Source organism: Streptomyces sp. SID5464 (genome assembly GCF_009862985.1).
Lineage (GTDB): Bacteria > Actinomycetota > Actinomycetes > Streptomycetales > Streptomycetaceae > Streptomyces > Streptomyces chartreusis_D.
This window is the reverse complement of sequence record NZ_WWIQ01000076.1, coordinates 103,122-125,034: the sequence shown is the minus strand read 5'-3', so window position 1 is coordinate 125,034 and position 21,913 is coordinate 103,122. Positions and strand designations below refer to the sequence as shown.

General features: G+C 72.9%; 19 protein-coding genes. 5 read left to right on the top strand and 14 right to left on the bottom strand.

Annotation, left to right across the window (positions count from 1 at the left end; genetic code table 11):
* Positions 1-110 precede the first annotated feature (110 nt).
* Both GTY47_RS37965 and GTY47_RS37960 read right to left on the bottom strand, forming a co-directional pair.
* Positions 111-1,409, bottom strand: coding sequence for a glucarate dehydratase family protein (locus GTY47_RS37965; protein WP_010042059.1), 1,299 nt, complete (start codon positions 1,407-1,409; stop codon positions 111-113).
* Positions 1,406-2,377: a 5-dehydro-4-deoxyglucarate dehydratase gene (locus GTY47_RS37960; protein WP_050810267.1), complete on the bottom strand. Its 972-nt coding sequence runs from the start codon at positions 2,375-2,377 to the stop codon at positions 1,406-1,408. Before GTY47_RS37960 ends, GTY47_RS37965 begins: the two co-directional genes overlap by 4 nt.
* A 100-nt stretch (positions 2,378-2,477) precedes the next feature.
* Between GTY47_RS37960 and GTY47_RS37955 the strand changes: the two genes are divergently transcribed.
* The gene (locus GTY47_RS37955) at positions 2,478-3,260 is read left to right on the top strand and encodes an IclR family transcriptional regulator (protein WP_029181325.1); all 783 of its coding nucleotides are present in this window, start codon (positions 2,478-2,480) and stop codon (positions 3,258-3,260) included.
* 217 nt (positions 3,261-3,477) lie between these two features.
* On the top strand, positions 3,478-4,791 hold the full coding sequence (locus tag GTY47_RS37950) for an MFS transporter (protein WP_010042056.1): 1,314 nt from the start codon (positions 3,478-3,480) through the stop codon (positions 4,789-4,791).
* 25 nt (positions 4,792-4,816) lie between these two features.
* On the opposite strand, the gene GTY47_RS37945 is transcribed toward GTY47_RS37950, so the two are convergent.
* The 10 genes from GTY47_RS37945 to hrcA all read right to left on the bottom strand — a co-directional run bounded on the left by GTY47_RS37945 (position 4,817) and on the right by hrcA (position 15,639).
* On the bottom strand, positions 4,817-5,809 hold the full coding sequence (locus GTY47_RS37945) for an adenosine deaminase (RefSeq protein ID WP_010042055.1): 993 nt from the start codon (positions 5,807-5,809) through the stop codon (positions 4,817-4,819).
* A 20-nt stretch (positions 5,810-5,829) separates the two neighbouring features.
* The gene (locus GTY47_RS37940; RefSeq protein WP_010042054.1) at positions 5,830-6,735 is read right to left on the bottom strand and encodes a ribonuclease Z; all 906 of its coding nucleotides are present in this window, start codon (positions 6,733-6,735) and stop codon (positions 5,830-5,832) included.
* Positions 6,736-6,741: 6 nt separating this feature from the next.
* Positions 6,742-7,095: a histidine triad nucleotide-binding protein gene (locus tag GTY47_RS37935; RefSeq protein ID WP_010042053.1), complete on the bottom strand. Its 354-nt coding sequence runs from the start codon at positions 7,093-7,095 to the stop codon at positions 6,742-6,744.
* Positions 7,096-7,193: 98 nt separating this feature from the next.
* Positions 7,194-10,397, bottom strand: a complete 3,204-nt coding sequence (locus GTY47_RS37930) for a S41 family peptidase (protein WP_010042050.1) — start codon at positions 10,395-10,397, stop codon at positions 7,194-7,196.
* Between the two features lie 45 nt (positions 10,398-10,442).
* The gene (locus tag GTY47_RS37925) at positions 10,443-11,000 is read right to left on the bottom strand and encodes a hypothetical protein (protein ID WP_040903434.1); all 558 of its coding nucleotides are present in this window, start codon (positions 10,998-11,000) and stop codon (positions 10,443-10,445) included.
* 49 nt (positions 11,001-11,049) lie between these two features.
* Positions 11,050-11,442: a VOC family protein gene (locus GTY47_RS37920; protein WP_010042047.1), complete on the bottom strand. Its 393-nt coding sequence runs from the start codon at positions 11,440-11,442 to the stop codon at positions 11,050-11,052.
* 17 nt (positions 11,443-11,459) lie between these two features.
* Positions 11,460-12,200, bottom strand: coding sequence for a 16S rRNA (uracil(1498)-N(3))-methyltransferase (locus tag GTY47_RS37915; RefSeq protein WP_010042045.1), 741 nt, complete (start codon positions 12,198-12,200; stop codon positions 11,460-11,462).
* Positions 12,197-13,273, bottom strand: a complete 1,077-nt coding sequence (locus tag GTY47_RS37910) for a nitronate monooxygenase (protein ID WP_010042043.1) — start codon at positions 13,271-13,273, stop codon at positions 12,197-12,199. Before GTY47_RS37910 ends, GTY47_RS37915 begins: the two co-directional genes overlap by 4 nt.
* 213 nt (positions 13,274-13,486) lie before the next feature.
* Positions 13,487-14,623 carry a molecular chaperone DnaJ gene (dnaJ, locus tag GTY47_RS37905; RefSeq protein WP_010042041.1) on the bottom strand — a complete coding sequence of 379 codons (1,137 nt, stop codon included), beginning with the start codon at positions 14,621-14,623 and terminating at the stop codon, positions 13,487-13,489.
* Positions 14,623-15,639, bottom strand: coding sequence for a heat-inducible transcriptional repressor HrcA (hrcA, locus tag GTY47_RS37900; RefSeq protein WP_010042039.1), 1,017 nt, complete (start codon positions 15,637-15,639; stop codon positions 14,623-14,625). The genes dnaJ and hrcA overlap by 1 nt, the downstream gene beginning before the upstream one ends.
* Before the next feature lie 171 nt (positions 15,640-15,810).
* On the opposite strand from hrcA, the gene GTY47_RS37895 reads away from it, so the two are divergent.
* Together GTY47_RS37895 and GTY47_RS37890 are read left to right on the top strand one after the other, a co-directional pair.
* Complete coding sequence (locus GTY47_RS37895) at positions 15,811-16,542, top strand: MBL fold metallo-hydrolase (RefSeq protein ID WP_029181323.1); 732 nt, start codon at positions 15,811-15,813, stop codon at positions 16,540-16,542.
* Between the two features lie 34 nt (positions 16,543-16,576).
* A complete protein-coding gene (locus GTY47_RS37890; protein WP_029181322.1) occupies positions 16,577-17,383 on the top strand; it encodes a DUF3097 domain-containing protein in 807 nt (268 codons plus the stop codon).
* A gap of 137 nt (positions 17,384-17,520) precedes the next feature.
* On the opposite strand, the gene hemW is transcribed toward GTY47_RS37890, so the two are convergent.
* Positions 17,521-18,753, bottom strand: coding sequence for a radical SAM family heme chaperone HemW (gene hemW / locus GTY47_RS37885; RefSeq protein WP_010042030.1), 1,233 nt, complete (start codon positions 18,751-18,753; stop codon positions 17,521-17,523).
* 27 nt (positions 18,754-18,780) lie between these two features.
* The gene (locus GTY47_RS37880) at positions 18,781-21,060 is read right to left on the bottom strand and encodes a SpoIIE family protein phosphatase (RefSeq protein ID WP_029181321.1); all 2,280 of its coding nucleotides are present in this window, start codon (positions 21,058-21,060) and stop codon (positions 18,781-18,783) included.
* A gap of 102 nt (positions 21,061-21,162) precedes the next feature.
* Between GTY47_RS37880 and GTY47_RS37875 the strand changes: the two genes are divergently transcribed.
* Positions 21,163-21,913, top strand: a 751-nt coding sequence (locus GTY47_RS37875; protein WP_199784621.1) for a HAMP domain-containing protein, incomplete at its 3' end; no start/stop codon positions are given.

Here is a 21,913-nt window from a genome sequence, read left to right as displayed (position 1 = left end):
ACCACACCACCGACAACGTGACGCCGATCACGCAGGACCCACCCGTTCCGTGAGCTCGCACCGGCCCTCGCGCGCCCCTGGGCGACCAGTGGGCGACCGGGGAGCCGGCGCTACCAGCGGGGCATCGAGGGCGTCACCCACTCCGGGTCGGCGACCCGCATGGCCGCCGCGTCGTCGCGGTCGCGCAGCGTACCGTCGTCATCCAGCCACCGCCGGTGCAGTACGGCCAGCCGCTCACGGTCGAGCTGCACGCCGAGCCCGGGCGCGTCGGACACGGCGATCCTGCCGCCCTCGAAGGTGAGCCGCTCGGTGAGCACGTCCTCCGACTGCCACGGGTAGTGGGAGTCGCAGGCGTGGTGGAGGTTCGGGACGGTGGCCGCCACATGGGTCATCGCGGCGAGCGAGATGCCCAGGTGGGTGTTGGAGTGCATCGACACGCCGACGCCGAAGGTGCGGCAGACGGCCGCGAGCTGCTGGGTGTTGCGCAGTCCGCCCCAGTAGTGGTGGTCGGAGAGCACCACCTGGACGGCGCCGACGGCGCCCGTGGTGAACGCTTCCTTGATCTCGGCGAAGGTCGTCACGCACATGTTGGTGGCGAGCGGCACCCCCGTCCGCTCGGCGACCTCGGCCATGGCGGGGGTGCCGAGGGTCGGGTCCTCCAGGTACTCCAGGACGTCCCCGAGTTCCCGCGCCACCCGCAGCGAGGTCTCCAGGGACCAGGCGCCGTTGGGGTCGAGCCGCAGCGGGTGCCCGGGGAACGCCTCGGCGAGCGCCCGGACGGCCGCGATCTCCTCGTCGGGCGGGAAGACGCCGCCCTTGAGCTTGAAGGAATTGAAGCCGTACCGCTCGGTGAACCGGCGGGCCTGTTCCACCACCCCGGCCGGGTCGACGGCGGCCCCCCAGTCGTCCTTCTCGCAGGCGACGCCCTCCGGGTGGCCGGCCCACTTGTAGAACAGGTACGCGCTGTACTCGACGGCGTCGCGCACCTTGCCGCCGAGCAGCGCGTGCACGGGCAGCCCGAGGGCCTTGCCGAGGGCGTCGAGGCAGGCGACCTCGAAGGCGGAGACGACGGACAGCCGCAGCTTGTCGGCGGTCTGGACGCCGCGCAGCCCGCCGACGTCGACGGCGTCGACGACCCGGGAGGCGTCCACCGCGACCTGGTCCGCGACCGTGAACAGCCCGTTGAGGTCGCTGACCTGGCGTCCCTTGAGCCGCTCGGCGAAGGGCCGGGCCAGCTCCAGGTACTTGGTGTCGCCGTAGGTCTCCCCCACGCCCGTGACCCCGTCCGCCGTGACGACCTCGACGATCAGCCGGGGCGTGTACGGCTGGTGCACGCCCTGCGTGTTCAGCAGCGGCGGGTCCGCGACCAGGATCGGCGTCAGCCGTACGTCGGTGATGGCGAGGTTCACAGAGCGGCTCCCACGAGGTCGAGTCCCGCGGTGAGCAGGGCGGTGAGGGCGGCCAGGTCGGCGGGCGAGGGGTCGGTGAGCGGGGCGCGGACGGGGCCCACGGAATGGCCGCGCAGCCGGGCCGCCGCCTTCACCAGCGACACGGCGTACCCGGGGACGCGGTCGCGCAGTTCGACGAGCGGGACGTAGAAGCCGCGCAGCAGCTTGTCGACGGTGCCGTGGTCGCCGTCGCGCAGGGCGGCGAAGAAGGCGTCGGCGATCTCGGGGGCGAAGGCGTGGACGGCGGAGGAGTAGGCGGGGACGCCGACGGTGGCGTAGGCACGGGCCTGCATCTCGGCGGTGGCGGCGCCGTTGAAGAACAGGAATCCCTCGGGCGCCGCGAGGGTGAGGCGCTGGAGCCGGTCCAGGTCGCTGTGGCCGTCCTTGAGGCCGATGACGCCCGGCAGGGCCGCGATGCGCCTGAGCGATGCGGCGGTGAACGCGACCTGGCCACGCTGGTAGGCGATCAGGGGCAGCCGGGTGCGGGCGGCGATCTGTTCCAGCTGGGCGACCAGGCCGTCTTGCGGGGCGGCGACGAGGTAGTGCGGCAGCACGAGCAGCGCGTCGGCCCCGGCGTCCTCGGCGATGCGCGCGAACCGGACGGCCTGCGCCCAGCCGTAGCCGACGCCCGCGACGACGGGTACGCGGCCCGCCGCCTCCTCGACCGTGATGGCGACGACCTGCCGGTACTCGTCCTCGTCGAGCGAGAAGAACTCGCCGGTGCCGCAGGCGGGGAAGACGGCGCCGGGCGAGGCGGCGAGCCGGCCCGCGACGTAGGCGCGAAAGCCCTCCGGGTCGAGGCTGCCGTCGTCGCGGAAGCTGGTCAGCGGGAACGACAGCACGCCACCGGCCATGCCGTCCCGCAGCCGGTGCGCGACGGCACCCGGTCCGGCGCTCAGGGCCGTCTCCTCACTCGTCTCCTGGGCCATCTCCTCGGCCATCTCCTCATGTAGACGTCATCTATGTATGAGAATGCGGGGTGGATGCGTGAACGTCAACTGCGCGGGCCGGCCCGATTACCATCGGCGCATGCCAGACACAGGGGGCGTCCGCGAGGTGAAGTCCGCGGCCCGCACGGTCGAGCTGCTGGAACTCCTCGCGGCGCGCGGCGACCGCCCGGCACGGCTCCAGGAGCTGGCCGACGAACTCGGCGTGCCCCGCAGCTCGATGTACGCGCTGCTCCAGACCCTGATCTCGCGCGGCTGGGTCCGCACCGACGTCACCGGCTCCCTGTACGGCATCGGCATCCACGCCCTGCTCACCGGCACCAGCTACCTGGACTCCGACCCGCGGGTCCGGGCCGTACGGCCGTATCTCGACGAGGCGTCCGAGGCGCTCGGCGAGACGATCCACATGGGGCGCCTGGACGGCCGGGACGTGGCGTATCTGGCGACGCGGGAGTCGCACGAGTACCTGCGCACGATCAGCCGGGTGGGGCGGCGCCTGCCCGCGCACGCCGGGGCCCTGGGCAAGGCGCTGCTGGCGGAGCGCCCGGACGCGGAACTGCCCGAGGGGCCGTACGAGGCGCTGACCCCGAACACGCACACCAGCCGGGAGTCCCTGGTGGCCGACCTCGCCCAGGTCCGGGCCCGCGGCTGGTCCGCGGATCGCGAGGAGGGAGTGACCGGCATCGTCGGCTTCGGCTTCGCGCTGCGCTACGACACCCCCGCGCTGGACGCGATCAGCTGCTCGGTGCCGGTGGCCCGGCTCACGCCGGAGCACGAGGAGCGCATCGTCGCCGTGATGCGGGAGATCCGGGCGAAGGCCGAGGCGGCGGTTCCCGGAGGCACCGGGTCAGTGCACTGGCGGTAGCGGCAAACGCCTGCTGAAGGGGCCTGCGACGCCTCGCGAAAGACCTTCGTTTACCCGGACTTCATCGCACCAAACGCAACGTGCGCCACATCACACCCTCCGGGCTAACTCGTACGACTACTTGCTTGATACAAATTGCCCGCGCGTTCCTGTCCGTCGACGGTCGTCGCCCAACCCCCCTCCTCCACCGCTCCTTTCGCATGCCCTGGGAACGCCCGTGTTCGCCCCCCGCACCACCCCCTGGCCCCTCGTCGCCCTCTTCACGGCCGGGTACCTCGCCCCGTACCTGCTGCCGACCACCGTCGGCAGGCTCGACTCGGGCCTACCGCTCTCCGCCACCCAGGCCGGCGCCGTCGGCAGTGCGCTGCTGCTGAGTTCGGCGACCGCCGGATTCGCCCTGGCCTCACGGGTCGAGCGGATCGGGGCCCGTGCCCTCGCCCGGCTCGGGCTCGCACTGGCCCTGCTCGGCTACGGCGGTGCCGCGCTGACCACCGCCGTCCCGGCCGTAGTCGTCGGCGCGGTCGTCGGCGGATTCGGATCCGGCACGGCCACCACCGTCGCCGCCACCCTCATCGCCGCCCAGCAGGATCCGCACCGGGCCTCCACGGCCGGTCTGCTCACCGTCTCCGCCCTCGCCGGCGCGGTGTATCTGACGGTCCCGCACCTCGGCCCGGGGCACGGACTGCCCCTGGCCGCGATCGCCCTCACGGCCCTGGCCGTGTGGCCGCTGACCGGCCGCCTGCACGCCGGTACGCCCGCCGCGCCCACGCGGCACCACAAGGCCCGGCTGCCACACGCCCGTTCGGGCCTGGTGCTGGCCGCCGCCATGCTGTGCTGGTCGCTCGCCCAGAACTCCCTGTGGGGCGTGAGCGGACAGATCGGCCTGACCCAGGCCCACCTCGGCGAGGCCACCGTCGGAGCGGTCTTCGCCGTGGCGCTGGGCGCCGGACTGACCGGCGTCCTCGCGGCGGGGGCGCTCGGGGCGCGGCTGGGACGCGCGGTGCCGATCGGTGCGGGCACGGTCCTGATCGCCGGCTGCATCGTGCTCAGCGCCTCCGCGACCGACCTGACGAGCTTCGCGACCGGCGAGATCGCCTGGAACACCCTGTATCCGGTGGTGCTGTCGTACCTGATCGGGCTCGCCGCATCGCTCGACCCGCGCGGCCGCTGGGCGGTGCTCGTCGGCTCGGCGTCCTCGCTGGGCACGGCCGCCGGGCCGCTGGCCGGCAGCGTGCTGTCGGCGCAGGCCGGGTTCCCGGTCATGGGCGCGATCCTGGCCGCCGGCCTGCTGGTGATCGCGCTGCCGATGACCGCCGTCGCCCTGCACACCGGCGGGCGCCCGCTGCTCGCCGGGGCGATCCGCCGCCGCGGCGGCCACCCGGCCGCCCTGGTCGCCGCCACCACGGGCACCCCCACCGGCGCGGTCCCCGAGATCGGCGCTCCGGAACAGCCGGTGGTGGAGATCCCCGTGGACACCCCGGCCGTCCCGGCCCAGCGCGCCTACGGCAAGGCCGGGTCGGAGGTCCTGTGAAAGGACCCCTGAGGCCGTCGGTTCCTCAGCGAAACTCGTAGGCCTCCACCTCGGCCAGATACCGCGCCCGCAACTCCTCGTCGTCCTGAAGGAACGAGGCGAGGAAGGAGTTGCGGGCGAGCTCGCGCAGCCGCTCCTCGCTCAGGCCGAGGGTGTCGCGCACGGCGTCGAAGTTGTCACCGGCGTACCCGCCGAAGTACGCCGGATCGTCCGAGTGCACCGTGCACATGAGGCCGGCGTCCAGCATGGCGGGCAGGGGGTGGTCGGCGAGGGTGTCGACGGTGCGCAGCCGGACGTTCGACAGGGGACACAGCGTCAGCGGCACCCGCTCCCGCACCAGGCGCTCCACCAGCGCCGGGTCCTCCACGCAGCGCAGACCGTGGTCGACCCGCTCGACGCCGAGGACGTCCAGGGCCTCGGTGATGTACTCCGGCGGCCCCTCCTCACCGGCGTGCGCGACCCGCCGCAGCCCGAGCGCGGCGGCGGCCTCGTACACCTCGCGGAACTTGGCCGGCGGATGCCCGACCTCGGCCGAGTCGAGGCCGACGCCGGTGATCCGGTCCAGGTACGGCTTGGCCGCCTCCAGGGTCGCCAGGGCCGACTCGGCGGACTCGTCGCGCAGGAAGCACATGATCAGCCGGGTCGAGACGCCGTGCTTCGACTCGCTGTCGCCTAGCGCCCGCCACAGCCCCTCGACGACCGTGCCGAGCTCCAGCCCGCGGGCGGTGTGGGCCTGCGGGTCGAAGAAGATCTCCGCGTGCCGCACGCCCTGGGCGGCGGCGCGTTCGAGATAGGCGTTCGCGAGGTCCTCGAAGTCCCGCTCGGTGCGCAGGACGGCCATGAGCTCGTAGTAAAGGTTCAGGAACGACTGAAGGTCCTCGAACCGGTACGCCTCGCGCAGCGCGTCCGTGTCCGCGTACGGCAGTGTGACGGCGTTGCGCGCGGCGAGCTCGAAGGCGAGTTCAGGTTCCAGGGTGCCTTCGATATGAAGGTGCAGTTCGGCTTTGGGGAGGGACATCAATTCATCGTACGGGCGTTTCACCGACGCTTCGGAACCGGCACCCTCAGCAGATCGTGCGCCACGGTCAGCTCACCCTCGTACCCCGCCGCCCGTGCCTGCCGCTCGAACTCGTCCGGGTCGGTGTAGCGCTGGCTGAAGTGGGTCAGCACGAGGTGCCGCACACCGCCGTCCCGGGCCACCCGCGCCGCCTGACCAGCCGTCAGGTGGCCGTGCTCCACGGCCAGTTCCTCGTCCTCGTCGAGGAAGGTCGACTCGATGACGAGCATGTCGCAGCCCTCGGCGAGCGCGTACACCCCGTCGCACAGCCGGGTGTCCATGACGAACGCGAACCGCTGCCCGCGCCGCACCTCGCTGACGTCGTCGAGCGAGACCCCGCCGAGCGAGCCCTCGCGCTGTAGCCGGCCGACGTCCGGCCCCTTGATGCCGTGCGCGGCGAGCCGCTCGGGCAGCATGCGGCGGCCGTCGTGCTCGACGATCCGGTAGCCGTACGACTCGATGGAGTGCGACAGCCTGTGGGCGTCCAGCGTGTACGACGGCGTGACCGCGAGCACGCCGTCCCCGTCGGCCGGGGCCTCGGTGAGGAAGACGGTCGCGCGGTAGGGCGTGGCGTACTGGAGCCGCTCGTAGAAGCGCTGCCCGGACTTCGGGTAGTGGGCGGTGATCTCGTGCGGCACCTGGTCGAGGTTGATGCGCTGGATGACCCCGGGCAGACCGAGTGCGTGGTCGCCGTGGAAGTGCGTGACGCAGATCCGGTTCAGGTCGTGCGCGGCGACTCCGGCACGCACCATCTGGCGCTGCGTGCCCTCGCCGGGGTCGAACAGGATGCCCTCGCCGTCCCAGCGGAGCAGGTAGCCGTTGTGGTTGCGGTGGCGGGTCGGGACCTGGCTGGCGGTGCCGAGCACCACGAGTTCGCGTACGGACAAGGCGGATTACCCCGGAGGCCATTCCAGGCCGCGGCCGCCGAGCACGTGGCCGTGCACGTGCCAGACCGTCTGGCCGGCGCCGCTGCCGGTGTTGAAGACGAGGCGGTAGCTGTCCAGCTTCTCCTCGTCGGCGACGGCCTGGGCCTCGCGGAGCACGTCCGCGGTGAGGGCGGGGTCGGCGGCGGCGAGGGCGGCGGCGTTCTCGTAGTGCGCCTTCGGGATGATCAGGACGTGGGTGGGGGCCTGGGGGTTGATGTCGCGGAACGCGACGGTCGTTTCCGTCTGGCGGACGATCGTCGCCGGGATGGTGCCGGCGACGATCTTGCAGAACAGGCAGTCTTCCTGGGGCTCCCCTGCCATGTTTCCTCCGGGGGTTGGCCGAATGGGGGTCCGACTCGGGCATCGTATCGTCGTCGTGTGCGGGTGCGTTGTGGCTGGTCGCGCAGTTCCCCGCGCCCCTAAGAGGTCGGCACAGTCGGGGGCGTTTTTGCGGGACTGGTCTCCAGAGCCTCCAAAGCGAGTCGGATCGCCTCGTCCAGTTGGGTGTCTCGGCCCGCCGCGTAGTCCTGGGGGCGCTGCACCACCTCCACGTCCGGATCGACGCCGTGGTTCTCCACCCCCCACTCGTAGCCCTCCAGCCAGAAGGCGTACTTGGGTTGGGTGACCAGGGTGCCGTCGACCAGGCGGTAGCGGCTGTCGATGCCGATGACGCCGCCCCACGTGCGGGTGCCGACCACCGGACCGAGGCCCAGGGCCTTGATCGCGGCGTTGACGATGTCGCCGTCGGAGCCGGAGAACTCGTTGGCGACGGCTACGACGGGGCCGCGCGGGGCGTCCTCGGGGTAGCTGTAGGGGCGCATGCCGCGCGGGACGGCCCAGCCGACGATGCGGCGGGCGAGTTTCTCGATGACCAGCTGGGAGGTGTGGCCGCCGCGGTTCTCGCGGACGTCGACGACCAGGCCCTCGCGGGCGACCTCGACGCGCAGGTCGCGGTGGATCTGGGCCCAGCCGGGCGCCTGCATGTCCGGGACGTGGAGGTATCCGAGCCGGCCGCCCGACTTCTCGTGGACGTAGGCGCGCCGGTCGGCGACCCACGCGTGGTAGCGCAGCGGCTCCTCGTCCGCCACCGGGACGACGACGGCGTGCCGCGGGTCGCCGCCGCCGGACGGGGAGATGGTCAGCTCCACCGGCTTGCCCGCGGTGCCGATCAGCAGCGGGCCGGGGCCGGTCACCGGGTCGACCGGCTGTCCGGCGACCGCGAGGATCGCGTCCCCGGGGCGCACGGCGACGCCGGGTGCGGCCAGCGGGCTGCGGGCGTCCGGGTCGGAGGTCTCGGAGGGCAGGATGCGGTCGACGCGCCAACTGCCGTCCTCGTGGCGGGAGATGTCGGCGCCGAGCAGGCCCTGGCGGGGACCGCCGCCGAAGCCGCCGCGCGGGGTGACGTAGGCGTGCGAGGTGCCGAGTTCGCCCTGCACCTCCCACAGCAGGTCGACCAGGTCGTCGTGGGTGGCGAGCCGGTCCACGACCGGGCGGTAGCGGTCGAGGACACCGGCCCAGTCGACGCCGCTCATGTCCGGCCGCCAGAAGTGGTCGCGCATGATGCGGCCGTTCTCGTCGAACATCTGCCGCCACTCGGCGGCCGGGTCGACGAACTGGCGTACGCGGCCCAGGTCGACGGTGATGTTGGTGTCGCTGTCGTCGTCGCCGGAGGCACGCCGGTCGCTGGGGACGACCTTCAGCCGCCCGTCGGTCCACAGCAGCACCCGCTTGCCGTCGCCGCTGACCTCGAAGTGGTCGGCGTCGACGGCGAGGTGCTCCACGCGCTGCTGGGCGAGGTCGTACCGCTCCAGCTCGGCCTTGGGCTCGGGGTCGTCCGGGGTGGCCCGGGACGCGCCGAGCACACCGGCGACCGGGTGGCGCAGCCACAGGACGCCGTCCTTGGCGGCGCGCAGGTTGGAGTAGCGGGCGGCCTCGACCGGGAAGGGCACGATGCGGTCCGCGAGGCCCTCGAGGTCGATGCGGGTGGTGGGGGTGCCCTCGCTGTCGGGGGTCTCCTCCCGGTCGGGCGTCTCGAAGGACCGGCCGTGCCGCTGCGGCCCGAACGGGGACGGCGTGGTGGCCGCGAGGGTGATCAGATGCGGCCGGGCGCCCTCCACGAAGGCCAGGTCGAAGACGTGCTCGTCGTAGACCGGGTCGAAGGAGCGGGTCGACAGGAACGCGAGGTGCTTGCCGTCCACCGTGAACGCCGGCGCGTAGTCCTGGAAGCGCAGCGGGGTCGCCTCGGTGACCGACAGGTCGGTGGTGTTGGCGAGCTTCAGCTGCGCCAGGGGACGCGGGCCGGGGTGGGACCAGGCGAGCCAGGCCGAGTCGGGGGAGAAGACGAGCCCGGACACGTCACCGTCCTCGCTCCGGTCCACCTCCCGCACCTCGCCCGTCTCCCTCTCGACGAGCAGCAGGCGCCCGTCGTGGGAGGCCACGGCCGCGCGGCTGCCGTCCGGTGCCATGGCGAGCTCCAGCACCCTGCCGAGCTGCCCGGCGGCGAGCCGGCGCGGTGTCGCTCCCGGGGCGAGGCCGGTGGCCGGCGCGAACTCCAGGGCGTCGTCGCCCTCGGCGTCCGTCACCCACACCACCCACTCCTCGCCGTCCGTGCGGAACGTCCGCGGCAGCCGGGCCCGGACACCGGGCGTCGCGGCCAGGGCGCGGGCCGGGCCGGAGCGGTGGGTGACCCAGTGGACGGAACCGCGTACGGACACGGCGCTGCCGCGTGCGGTGTGGTCCGGGGACGCGGACCCGAACCACCGGGAGGCGTTCACGGGGAACGGCTGGAGGTCGACGCGCTGTCCGCCGAGCCGCACGTCCAGCCGCCGCGGCTCGGCCCCGTCCAGGTCGTCCAGCACCCACAGCTCACCGGCACTGGAGTAGACGACACGGGTGCCGTCGGTCGCCGCGTGCCGGGCGTAGAAGCCCCCGAGTGGGGTGTGCCGGCGCAGGTCGGAGCCGTCGGCGAGGGAGGAGTACAGCGCGCCGGTGCCCTCGTGATCGGAGAGGAAGGCCATCCGCTCCCCCACCCACAGCGGGTACTCGATGTTCCCGTCGAGTTCCTCGTGCAGCCGGACGAACTCGCCGTCGCCGTCCCGGTCGATCCACAACTTGCCCGCCGTACCGCCCCGGTACCGCTTCCACCAGGCGGCCTCGCGCCCCATCGGCGCGGACAGCAGGACGACACTCGGCCCGTAGGCGACGTCACCGACCGGCCCGTACGGCAGGGTGGCGGCAGGGCCGCCGTCGAGCGGGACGGCATGCGCCCAGGTGCGTCGCAGGCTCGCCCGCGCATGGGAGGTGATCGCGAGCACCTCGCCGTCCGGGGTCCAGCCGCGCACCTGTGTCTTCAGACTGCCCCAGTACGTCAGGCGCTTGGCGGGGCCGCCGTCGACCGGGGCGATGTGCACCTCGGGGGCCCCGTCGCGGGTGGAGGTCCAGGCGACCGTGGTGCCGTCCGGCGAGATACGGGGCAGGGTCACCGGCACGTTCTCGGCGCTGACCCGCCAGGCCCGTCCGCCGTCGAGAGGAGCGAGCCACACGTCGTCCTCGGCGGTGAAGGCGACCAGGTCACCGTGCACGTGCGGGAAGCGGAGGTAAGCAGACGATGCGAACTGTGTCACCCGATCACCCTATGCAGGGAGGCCGCCGTGCGGACAGGGTTCGGATCACTTGCCCTCGACAGGGCGGCAGTCCGGATACCGATCGCACCAGATGGTCTGCGTGACGGTCACGGTGACCGTGGGACCGGGCTGCCCGTTCGAGGGCCCACCCCCCACGGGCGGCGGGCTGGTGGAGTTGCAGTCGCCGAGCCCGTCGACCTGGAACCACACCTTGCCGTCCACCTTGGCGGTGATGTTCCCGCGCACACAGGCACCGTCCACCGCGTGGGTGACCTTGCCGTCGACGGTGATGTCCTTCCCGTCCTCCGTCTCCCCCTGGCAGTCGACGGTGGCGACGGTCTTCTGACGCGCCGAGGGCGACGGCTTCCCGCCCTGGCCGGAGTTGCCGTAGGAAGCGGTGCACGTCAGCCAACGCACGCCCGCCTTCTGCCGGTCGAGCTCCTTGGTGACGGTCTCGTCGGTGGTGTACGCGACGGACGCGGAGCTGATCCCACCACCGGGTTCACACGCCACGGCCCCGCCCACGGCAACCACCGCGAACGCCGCCGCGACCGTCACCCGCCGACTGCGCCGCCCCCGTCCAATCCTCCTCGATGCCCCCATGGAGGGGAGCCTGCCACTGTCGGGGGCCGTGCGGTAGAGCGCAAAGGCGTCAGCCGCGGAGCAGCAGCCACTCCTGGAGCTCCACCAGATTGCCCTCCGGGTCCTTGAGGTGGGCGACGCGCAGGCGGTCGGTCAGGTGGGCCGGGCCGTGGAGGATCGTGGCGCCGCGCATCGTGATCTCCTCGCAGTACGCGTCCAGGGCGTCGACGCGCAGGACGACCAGGGAGCGGTGGCCGTTCGCCGTGTCGCCCAACTCGTCCAGGATCTCGGCCATCATCGTGCGGTCCTGGAGGGCGATCCCCGCCGAGCCGACGGCGGGGCTGAACTTCTCGTACGGCCCGTCCGCCGCCCCCGACTGCGGCTTGAGGCCGAGGACCTCGCCGTAGAAGTGGTAGCAGGCGGCGAAGTCGGTCACGAGCAGTCGTACCTGTGCGAGTTCCACGGTGCCTCCGAGAAGGGTCAGGTCCAGCGGCCGGTGCGAGCCAGGAGCACGGCCGCGGCCGCGGTCCCGGCAGTCGATGTGCGCAGCACACTGCGCCCGAGGCGATACGCCTTGCCCCCCGCTTGTGCGAACAGCGCCAACTCCTCCGGCGCCACGCCCCCTTCGGGCCCCACGACGAGCACGATCTCGCCGGACGACGGCAGTTCGGCCGTCGCCAGCGCCTCGTCCCCGCTCTCGTGCAGCACGGCGGCGAAGTCGGCACCGGCCAGCAGCGCCGCGACCTGTTTGGTCGTCGCCGCCTCCGCGACCTGCGGGAAGCGCACCCGGCGGGACTGCTTGCCCGCCTCCCGGGCCGTCGCCCGCCACTTGCCCAGCGCCTTCAGCCCTCGGTCGCCCCTCCACTGCGTGATGCAGCGGGCCGCCGCCCACGGCACGATCGCGTCGACGCCGACCTCGGTCATCGTCTCGACGGCCAGCTCCCCGCGGTCGCCCTTGGGCAGCGCCTGGACGACGGTCACCCGGGGCTGCTCCGGCGGTTCCTCCGTCACCGGGTCCAGCCGGACGATCAGCCGGTCCTTGCCCTCGGTGTCCAGCACGACACCGTCGGCCCGGCGCCCGGCCCCGTCCGTGAGGACGACGTCCTCCCCGGGCCGCAGCCGCTTCACGGAGACGGCGTGCCGTCCCTCCGGGCCGTCGAGGACATAGCGGCCGCCCTCGCCCGCGTCGAAGTGCTCGACCACGAACACCGGAGCTGTCATCGCACTCCGCCTCCGCCCGACAACGCTGTCCGCGCCGCGGCGAGTTCACCGGCCAGCACCTCCACGAGCTGCCCGGCGGGCAGCTCCCGCGCCATCCGGTGTCCCTGCCCGGCCCACAGCGCCATGCCCTGCGCGTCCCCCGCCTTGGCGGCGGCCTTGCGCAGCGGCGCGGTGAGGTGGTGGATCTCGGGATAGGCGGCGGGTGCGTACGGGCCGTGCTCGCGCAGGAAGCGGTTGACCAGGCCGCGTGCCGGGCGCCCGGAGAAGGCCCGGGTCAACTCCGTACGGACGAACAGGGGGTTGGTCAGCGCCTGCTTGTGCAGGGCGTTCGCGCCCGATTCGGCGGTGGCGAGGAACGCGGTGCCGAGCTGGGCCGCGCTCGCGCCCGCCGCGAGGACGGCGGCGATCTGGCCGCCGCGCATGATGCCGCCGGCGGCGATGATCGGGATGCCGACGGTCTCCCGGATCTGGGCGACCAGCGACAGCAGTCCGATGCCGGAACCGTCCGTCTCGGGGATGTCCCGGTGCGTGCCCTGGTGGCCGCCGGCCTCGACGCCCTGCGCGATGACCGCGTCCGCGCCCGCCCGCTCGACGGCCCGGGCCTCGTCGGGGGTGGTGGCGGTGACCAGGACGAAGGTGCCGACCCGGTGCAGTGCGTCGACGACCTCCTGGCTCGGAGCGCCGAAGTGGAACGACACCACCGGCACGGGGTTGTCGCGCAGCACCGCGAGTTTGGTCTCGTAGCCGTCGTCGCGGCCGCTGTCGGGGTCGCCGAGCTCGGCCTCGTACCAGGAGGCCTCACCGGCCAGTTGGTGGGCGTAGACGTCGATGGCGGCGGGGTCGGCGTACTCCGGCTGCGGCATGAAGAGGTTCACTCCGAAGGGCCTGCCGGTGAGGCTCCGGAGCTGCTTGATCTCCTGGTACATCCCGTCGGCGGTCTTGTACCCGGCGGCGAGGAACCCGAGTCCGCCCGCCTCGCACACGGCGGCGGCGAGCTTCGGTACGGAGACGCCGCCCGCCATGGGGGCCTGCACGATCGGGTGCGGGAAGAGATCGGTCAGCGCGGAGGACATGACCGCATGTTGTCACGTCCTCCGAACAACTCCGAAACCGGCCTGCCGTGTGGCATAGACCAGAGGAAAAGCCACCCGCGGCCCCCGGAGGAGCCGGAGTCAGCGCCCGTTGAACGCGTCCTTCAACCGCGAGAACAACCCCTGCTGCCCGGGCTGACCGTGCCTGCCCGGGGGCCGACCCCCGGACCCCCAGCAGTGGCCCGGCCGCCGGAGTCAGCGCCCGTTGAACGCGTCCTTCAACCGCGAGAACAACCCCTGCTGCCCGGGCTGGAACTGACCCGTCGGCCGTTCCTCGCCGCGCAGCTTGGACAGCTCGCGGAGCAGGCGCTCCTGCTCGGGGTCGAGCTTGGTCGGGGTCTGGACCTCGACGTGGACGATGAGGTCGCCGCGTCCGCCGCCCCGCAGGTGCGTGACGCCGCGGCCGTGCAGCGGGATCGACTGGCCGGACTGGGTGCCCGGGCGGATGTCGACCTCCTCCAGGCCGTCGAGCGTCTCCAGCGGCACCTTCGTGCCGAGGGCCGCCGCGGTCATGGGGATCGTCACCGTGCAGTGCAGGTCGTCGCCGCGCCGCTGGAACATCGCGTGCGGCAGTTCGTGGATCTCCACGTACAGGTCACCGGCGGGACCGCCGCCGGGCCCGACCTCGCCCTCACCCGCGAGCTGGATCCGCGTGCCGTTGTCGACACCGGCCGGGATCTTGACGGTGAGCGTACGACGGGACCGTACGCGCCCGTCGCCCGCGCACTCCGGGCACGGCGTGGGCACCACGGTGCCGAAGCCCTGGCACTGCGGGCAGGGCCGCGAGGTCATGACCTGGCCGAGGAAGGACCGCGTGACCTGGGACACCTCACCGCGGCCGCGGCACATGTCACACGTCTGGGCGGAGGTCCCCGGCGCCGCGCCCTCACCGTTACAGGTGTTGCAGACGACTGCCGTGTCGACCTGGATGTCCTTCGTCGTGCCGAAGGCCGCCTCGTCGAGCTCCACCTCGATGCGGATCATCGCGTCCTGACCGCGGCGGGTGCGCGAGCGCGGACCGCGCTGCGACGCCGTGCCGAAGAACGCGTCCATGATGTCGGAGAAGTTCCCGAAGCCGCCGGCCCCGAAGCCGCCCGCGCCGCCGCCCCCGGCCTGCGAGAGCGGGTCGCCGCCGAGGTCGTAGACCTGCTTCTTCTGCGGGTCCGACAGCACCTCGTAGGCGGCGTTGATCTCCTTGAACCGCTCCTGGGTCTTCGGATCGGGGTTGACGTCCGGGTGCAGCTCGCGCGCGAGCCGCCGGAAGGCCTTCTTGATCTCTTCCTGCGACGCGTCGCGGCGCACGCCGAGTACGGCGTAGTAGTCCGTGGCCACTACGACTCCGCCAGGATCTGTCCGACGTACCGTGCCACTGCGCGTACCGCTCCCATCGTTCCCGGGTAGTCCATGCGGGTCGGTCCGACCACGCCGAGCTTGGCGACAGCCTCGCCGCCCGAACCGTAGCCGACCGACACGACGGACGTGGAGTTGAGTCCTTCGTGGGCGTTCTCATGACCGATACGTACGGTCACGCCCGGATCCTTCGCCTCGCCGAGCAGCTTGAGGAGCACGACCTGCTCCTCCAGCGCCTCCAGCACCGGCCGGATCGTGAGGGGAAAGTCGTGCCCGAAGCGGGTCAGGTTGGCGGTGCCGCCGATCATCAGCCGCTCCTCGTTCTCCTCGACGAGCGTCTCCAGAAGTGTGGAGAGCACCGTGGAGACCGTACCCCGGTCCTCGTGCTCGAACGCCTCCGGCAGATCCTCCACCAGACTCGGCACATCCGTGAAACGGCGGTTCGCCACCCGGCTGTTGAGCCGCGCGCGCAGATCCGCGAGCGAGGCCTCGCCGAAGGGCGCCGGGCAGTCGACCACGCGCTGCTCGACCCGCCCGGTGTCCGTGATCAGCACGAGCATCACGCGCGCGGGCGCGAGGGAGAGCAACTCCACGTGCCGCACGGTCGAGCGGGTCAGCGACGGGTACTGCACGACGGCGACCTGTCGCGTGAGCTGGGCCAGCAGCCGTACCGTCCGCGCCACGACGTCGTCGAGGTCGACGGCGCCCTCCAGGAAGTTCTGGATCGCGCGCCGCTCGGGCGCGGTCATCGGCTTGACGCCGGCCAGCTTGTCCACGAACAGCCGGTAGCCCTTGTCGGTCGGGATGCGCCCGGCGCTGGTGTGCGGCTGGGCGATGTACCCCTCGTCCTCCAGGGCCGCCATGTCATTGCGGACGGTGGCCGGGGAGACGCCGAGGTTGTGCCGCTCGGTGAGGGCCTTGGAGCCGACCGGCTCCTCGGTGCCGACGTAGTCCTGGACGATGGCGCGCAGCACCTGAAGCCTGCGTTCACTGAGCATCCGCGCACACCTCCAGAAGTCGTCCGCCTGGTGTCCTGCCTGTGGGGCCTGGCACTCTGCGCGTGCGAGTGCCAGCATTCCCCGCCCAGTGTACGGCGGTGGGGTGCGCCCCCGGCAAGGCTGGTCGCGTGCTGTCGTGCCACGGACTGCGCTCACCGCTAGCGTCGCCGTATGACGGTGACTTGGGAAGAGCTCGGATGGGAGCGCGTGGCGGCGGGGGTGGGGCGGTGCCGGCTCCCGGTGTGGGACTGCACGGTGGGGCTCGTCGCCGGTGCCGGCGCGGTCCTCATGATCGACGCGGGGTCGAGCCCGGCGGAGGGCGCGCGGTTGCGCGAGCAGGCGCGGTCGCTCACCGGGCACCGTGTGACGCATCTCGCGCTGACCCATCCCCACTTCGACCATGTCTTCGGGGTGGCGGAGTTCACGGACGCGGAGGTGTTCGGCGCGGTGGGCGTGGACGCGGTGCTGACGCGCGTACGGGACCGCGAGGAGCTGCGCGCGGACGCGGTGCGCAACGGCCTGGCGGAGACCACCGCCCAGGAGGCCGCCGACCGGCTGGTCGCGCCCCGCCACCTGGTCTCCGGCGAGTGGACCCTCGACCTCGGCGGCGGGCGCCAGGTGCTGCTGGCCAACGTGGGCCCCGGGCACACCGCGCACGACCTGGCGGTGCTGGTGCCGGGTGATCCGGAGGTGGTGTTCTGCGGCGACCTGGTCGAGGAGTCCGGCGAGCCGCAGGCGGGCCCCGACGCCGTGCCGTCGCACTGGCCGGCCGCCCTGGACCGGCTGCTCGACCTGGGCGGGGAGGACGCGCTGTACGTGCCCGGTCACGGAGCGGTGGTGGACGCGGCGTTCGTGCGCGCCCAGCGCGACGCGCTGGCCGCCGGCTTCGGCGTGTCTCCGTGACCACCACCCACCGGCTTCTCCTATCGTCATCAGAATGCGCCAGTACTCGCCCGATCTGACTCCGCCGTGGAAGAAACCGCAGCCGGTGCCCGAGGTTCCGGCGGAGCCGGGCCTGGTGGTCGAGGAGCCCGGCACCGGTTTCTGCGGTGCGGTGATCCGCTGCGAGGCGGGCACGGTGACCCTGGAGGACCGCTTCGGCAAGCACCGGGTGTTCCCCATGGAGCCGCGCGGCTTCCTGCTGGAGGGCAGGGTCGTGACGCTGGTCCGCCCCTCGCCTGCCGGCCCCGCACGCCCCTCCCGTACCGCGTCCGGTTCGGTGGCCGTCCCCGGCGCCCGCGCCCGCGTGGCCCGTGCCGGGCGCATCTATGTCGAGGGCCGGCACGACGCCGAGCTGGTCGAGAAGGTCTGGGGCGACGACCTGCGCATCGAGGGCGTGGTCGTGGAGTACCTGGAGGGCGTCGACGACCTGCCGTCGATCGTCGCCGGCTTCGCCCCCGGCCCGGACGCGCGGCTGGGCGTCCTGGTGGACCACCTCGTGCCGGGCTCCAAGGAGTGGCGCATCGCGCAGTCGGTGACGAGCGACCACGCCCTGGTCGTCGGCCACCCCTACATCGACATCTGGGAGGCGGTGAAACCGTCGTCCCTGGGCATCGAGGCGTGGCCCCGGATCCCGCGCGGCCAGGACTGGAAGACGGGGGTGTGCAGGACGCTGGGCTGGCCGGAGAACACGGGCGCGGCCTGGCAACGGATCCTGTCGGGCGTACGGTCGTACAAGGACCTGGAGCCGGAACTACTGGGCCGGGTGGAGGAACTGATCGACTTCGTGACGACACCGGCGTAGCGACCGAGCTGCTCAGCTGCGGGCATGCGCTGAGCTGCGGGCAGTCGTGCCGCCAGGGGCGGCACGGGTGGGCGCGGCGGCACCCCGCTCATCCGGGCTGCGCAACGCCCCGGCCCCGGCACCAACGCCGCAGCACCTCAGTCCACGAGATCCCGAACCACCGCATCGGCCAGCAACCGCCCCCGCAACGTCAGCACGGCACGCCCCTCGTCGTACGCAGCGGCATCCAGAAGCCCGTCCGACAACGCCCTGCGCGAGGCGACAAGCCCTTCTTCCCGCAACAACGCAAGCGGCACACCTTCCCGCAGCCGCAACTCCAGCAGAATCCGCTCGACCCGCCGGTCTTCCTCCGACAGCACCTCACGCCCCGCCCCAGGCGACCTCCCCGCCGCCAGCGCCCCCGCATACGCCCCGGGATGCTTCACGTTCCACCACCGCACCCCGCCCACATGACTGTGCGCGCCAGGCCCGGCCCCCCACCAGTCGGCCCCCCGCCAGTACAGCTCGTTGTGCAGGCACCGCCCCGCCTGTGAGGTCGCCCAGTTGGACACCTCGTACCACTCGAACCCCGCGCCGGAGAGCACCTCGTCCGCGATCAGATACCGATCGGCATGCACATCGTCGTCGGTCATCGGCACCTCACCCCGGCGGATCCGACGAGCCAGCTGCGTCCCCTCCTCGACGATCAACGCGTACGCGCTGACATGGTCCGGCCCGGCCCCCAGCACCGCGTCCAGAGACGCCCGCCAGTCGTCGTCGCTCTCCCCCGGCGTGCCGTAGATCAGGTCGAGGTTCACATGCTGGAAACCGGCCGCGCGGGCCTCCGCCACGCACTCCTCCGGCCGCCCCGGCGTATGCGTCCGGTCCAGCACCTTCAGCACGTGCTGCCGCGCACTCTGCATCCCGAAGGAGACCCGGTTGAAGCCCCCCTCGCGCAGGGCCGCCAGGTAGGCAGGGTCCACCGACTCCGGGTTCGCCTCCGTCGTGACCTCCGCGTCCGGCGCCAGCCCGAACTCGTCGCGGATCGCCCCCAGCATCCGTACGAGATCACCGGCGGCCAGCAGCGTCGGCGTGCCGCCGCCGACGAACACCGTGCGGACGGGCCGCGGGTCGTCACCCAGCACCTTGCGGGCCAGCCGGACCTCGTCGACCAGCGTCTCTGCGTAGTTGTCACGCGAGGCCAGCACGCCACCGCTGCCGCGCAGCTCGGTCGCCGTGTAGGTGTTGAAGTCGCAGTAGCCGCAGCGGGTCGCGCAGTACGGAACGTGCAGGTAGAACCCGAGCGGGCGGTCGGCCGCCCCGGCGAGCGCGGACGCGGGCAGCGCGCCGTCGTCGGGGACGGGCTCGCCGTCGGGGAGTGCGGAAGGCATACGTCCCATTGTCCAGCACCCGGGCGGTCACTCCGCCTGGAGCACCAGCAGCGCCAGATCGTCCGCCGGGGGCCGCGCCCCGAACTCGTGCACCAGCCGCTTGATCCGCTCGGCTATCAGCTCCGCGTCCAGCCCCGCACACCCGGCCAGCGCCGTCGCCAGCCCGTCCCCGTCGTCGAACTGGCGGGAGCCCGAGCGCCGCTCGGTCACGCCGTCCGTGACGCACAGCAGTGTGTCGCCGGAGCGCAGCTCGAAGGTCTCGCTGGTGTACGTCGCGTCCTCGACGACCCCCAGCAGGGTCTGCGGCTGCGCGGCCGTGTGGACCTCGCCACCCGCCCCGAGCAGCAGGGGCAGCGGGTGCCCGGCGGAGGCGACCGTGCAGCGGACACCGCCCTCGAAGGGGACCAGCTCGCCGTAGAGCAGGGACAGGAAACGTGTCTGGGGCCCGTCGCCGGGCGGGGTCGGCCGCGCGCCGGCCGCCACCAGCGCGCGGGCCGCCGCGTCCGCGGCCTCCGTGGCGTCGTCGAGCAGGAGCTGGTTGAGGCGGTCGAGGACGTCGGCGACCCGGTAGCCCTCACGGGCCAGCAGCCGCAGCCAGGGCCGGGCCAGGCCGATCACGACGGCGGCCTCGGGCCCCTTGCCCTGGACGTCGCCGACGGCGAAGCACCAGCGGCCGTCGCCGGCCGGGAACAGATCGTAGAAGTCGCCGCTGGGCCCGCCCTTGTCGCACGGCTCGTAGACGAGGGCGCTGCGCACCCCGGGGATCTCGGCCACGGCGCCGGGCAGCAGTCCGCGCTGGAGCACGGCGCTGATGGTGGCCTGGCGGGCGTACTGGCGGGCGGCCCCGATGGCGAGCGCGACCCGGCGGCTGAGGTCCTCGACGAGGCCGGTGATCTCGTCGGGGAAGCCGGCGGAACCGGACCGTCCGATGACGAGGGTGCCCAGCGGGCGTCCGCCGGCGACGAGCCGGTACGCCAGGGCCGAGCCCGGCTCGCCGGGGGCGTCACCGAGCGCCTCGCCGGGCCAGGGGTAGTCGACCGGCCCGGACCGTAACGGGTCGGACGGGTGCGGTGCGTCCTTCTCCAGGGACCGGCGCAGCTCCTCGATGCGGTTCTCGCTGCCGTGCCAGACCCGGGCCAGCCGGGGCCCGCCCGCTCCGGCCCCGCCGCTCCAGCCGCCGGCGGTGGCCTCGTCCTCCAGCCACACCGCGCACCAGTCGGCCAGCCGGGGGACGATCAACTGCCCGGCGAGAGCGGCGACCAGGTCCTCGTCGAGCTGTCCGGCGAGAAGGTCGGAGGCCTCGGCGAGGAAGGAGAGGGCACCGCGGCCCAGCCAGGAGCCGTCACGTCCGTCGCGGCCGTCGCAGTCCTCGTACCGTTCCCGCCAGTCCCGCAGGTCGTGCCAGTCGCGCAGGTCGCGCGAGCCGCGCTGGTCATGGGAGCCACGCGGGTCGTCGGAGCCACGCGGGTCGTCGGAGCCGCCGGGATCCTGCACGTCCCGTAGGTCGTGCGCGTCCTGCGGGGCGTACCCACCCTGCGGCTCGTTCCCGTCGTGCCCGGCACGCCGACGGCCCCGGTCGCCCTCCCGGCCGTCCCGCCCGGGGGGCGGTTCCGGTGCCAGGATCTCCGCCATCCGCAGCCCGCGCGCCAGCGCGTGCTCCCCGGCGTACGCCTCGATCTGCTCGGCGGCCGCACAACCCCCGGCGGGCAACCGCGCCCACACGGTCTTCCGGCCGGTGCGGTAGGTGATGCCCCAGGCCTCGGAGAGCGCGCCGACGAGCCGCAGGCCGCGCCCGTACTCCGGGGTGTCGTGCGGCGTCTCCGGCTCGCCGCCGCGCGGGGCGCGTGAGGGATGGTGGTCGGAGACCTCGACGAGGAGCGCGGCCGTGTCCTTGTCGTCGCCTTCCAGCCGGCACTCCAGCTGGACGTCGGTGCCGGCGTGCACGACCGCGTTGGTGACGAGTTCGCTGACGACGAGCAGGGCGTCGTCGGCGAGACGGTCGGTGAGGTGCTCGGCGCCGGGCAGGCCGAGTCCGGTCCACTCGTCGATCGCCGCGCGTACCAGGGCGCGAGCGGAGCCCGGCGCGAGAGAGCTGCCGGACAGGGTCGCGTACGCCCGCGCGCGCTCCTTGGCGGGCGCCTCAGCGGTGAGCGCGGGCGCCTCTGGCCCGAGCACCGGCGCCTCGGAAGGCAGCGCACACTCCTCGGAGACGGCCCCTTCGTGCAGGGGCACAGGCATCTCCGAAGCGTGGGCAGGCGCCTCTGAGGCACGGGAAGCGGTCTCCCGTTGCGTCGGAATGGCCCCCATGGACAGCTCCCCGGGCAGTTCGTACGAATACGCCACAGTCGATGCCGACAGGGTGACAGACTGGCCACGCCCATAAGCGCCGAGTTACCGAAGTGGGCCGTCATGAGTGAGAAAAGCGCTCCTCCTGTGGTCGAAGACCGGTACGAAGACGGTCTGATTCGTGCATCCGATCTGCGTCCCCTGCTCGCGGCCATGACAGCCGCACGCGACGGCGACTTCACCAAAGTGCCGGAAACCGGCCACGGGATGGTGGCCGAACTCACCGCGGTCTACAACCAGATCATGGACCGCAGCGTCCACTTCACCACCGAGGTGCGGCGGGTGAGACGGGAACTGGTGCGGCACGGCCGGCTCGACGAGCGGCTCTCCGCCAGTCCGGGGCAGGGACTGTGGACGTCCCGCGTCAACGACGTGAACCAGCTGCTCGACGCCCTGGTCGCCCCGGCGGCGAACGCCACGCGCGTGCTGGACGCGGTGGCCGGCGGCGATCTGACGCAGCGGGTCGATCTGCACGACGGCACGCGGGAATTACGCGGCGACCTGCGGCGCCTCGGCCGGGCCGTGAACAGGATGGTGGACCAGCTCTCCCTGTTCACCGGCGAGGTGACACGGGTCGCGCGCGAGGTCGGCACCGAGGGGCGGCTCGGCGGCCGGGCCAAGGTGCAGGGCCTGTCGGGGAGCTGGCGGGACGTGACCGAGGCCGTCAACACGATGGCGTCCCGGCTGACGGCCCAGGTGCGGGACATCGCGGCGGTCACGACGGCGGTGGCACGCGGCGATCTGACCCGCACGGTCACGGTGGAGGCGACCGGCGAGCTGCTGGAGCTGAAGCTGACCGTGAACACGATGGTGG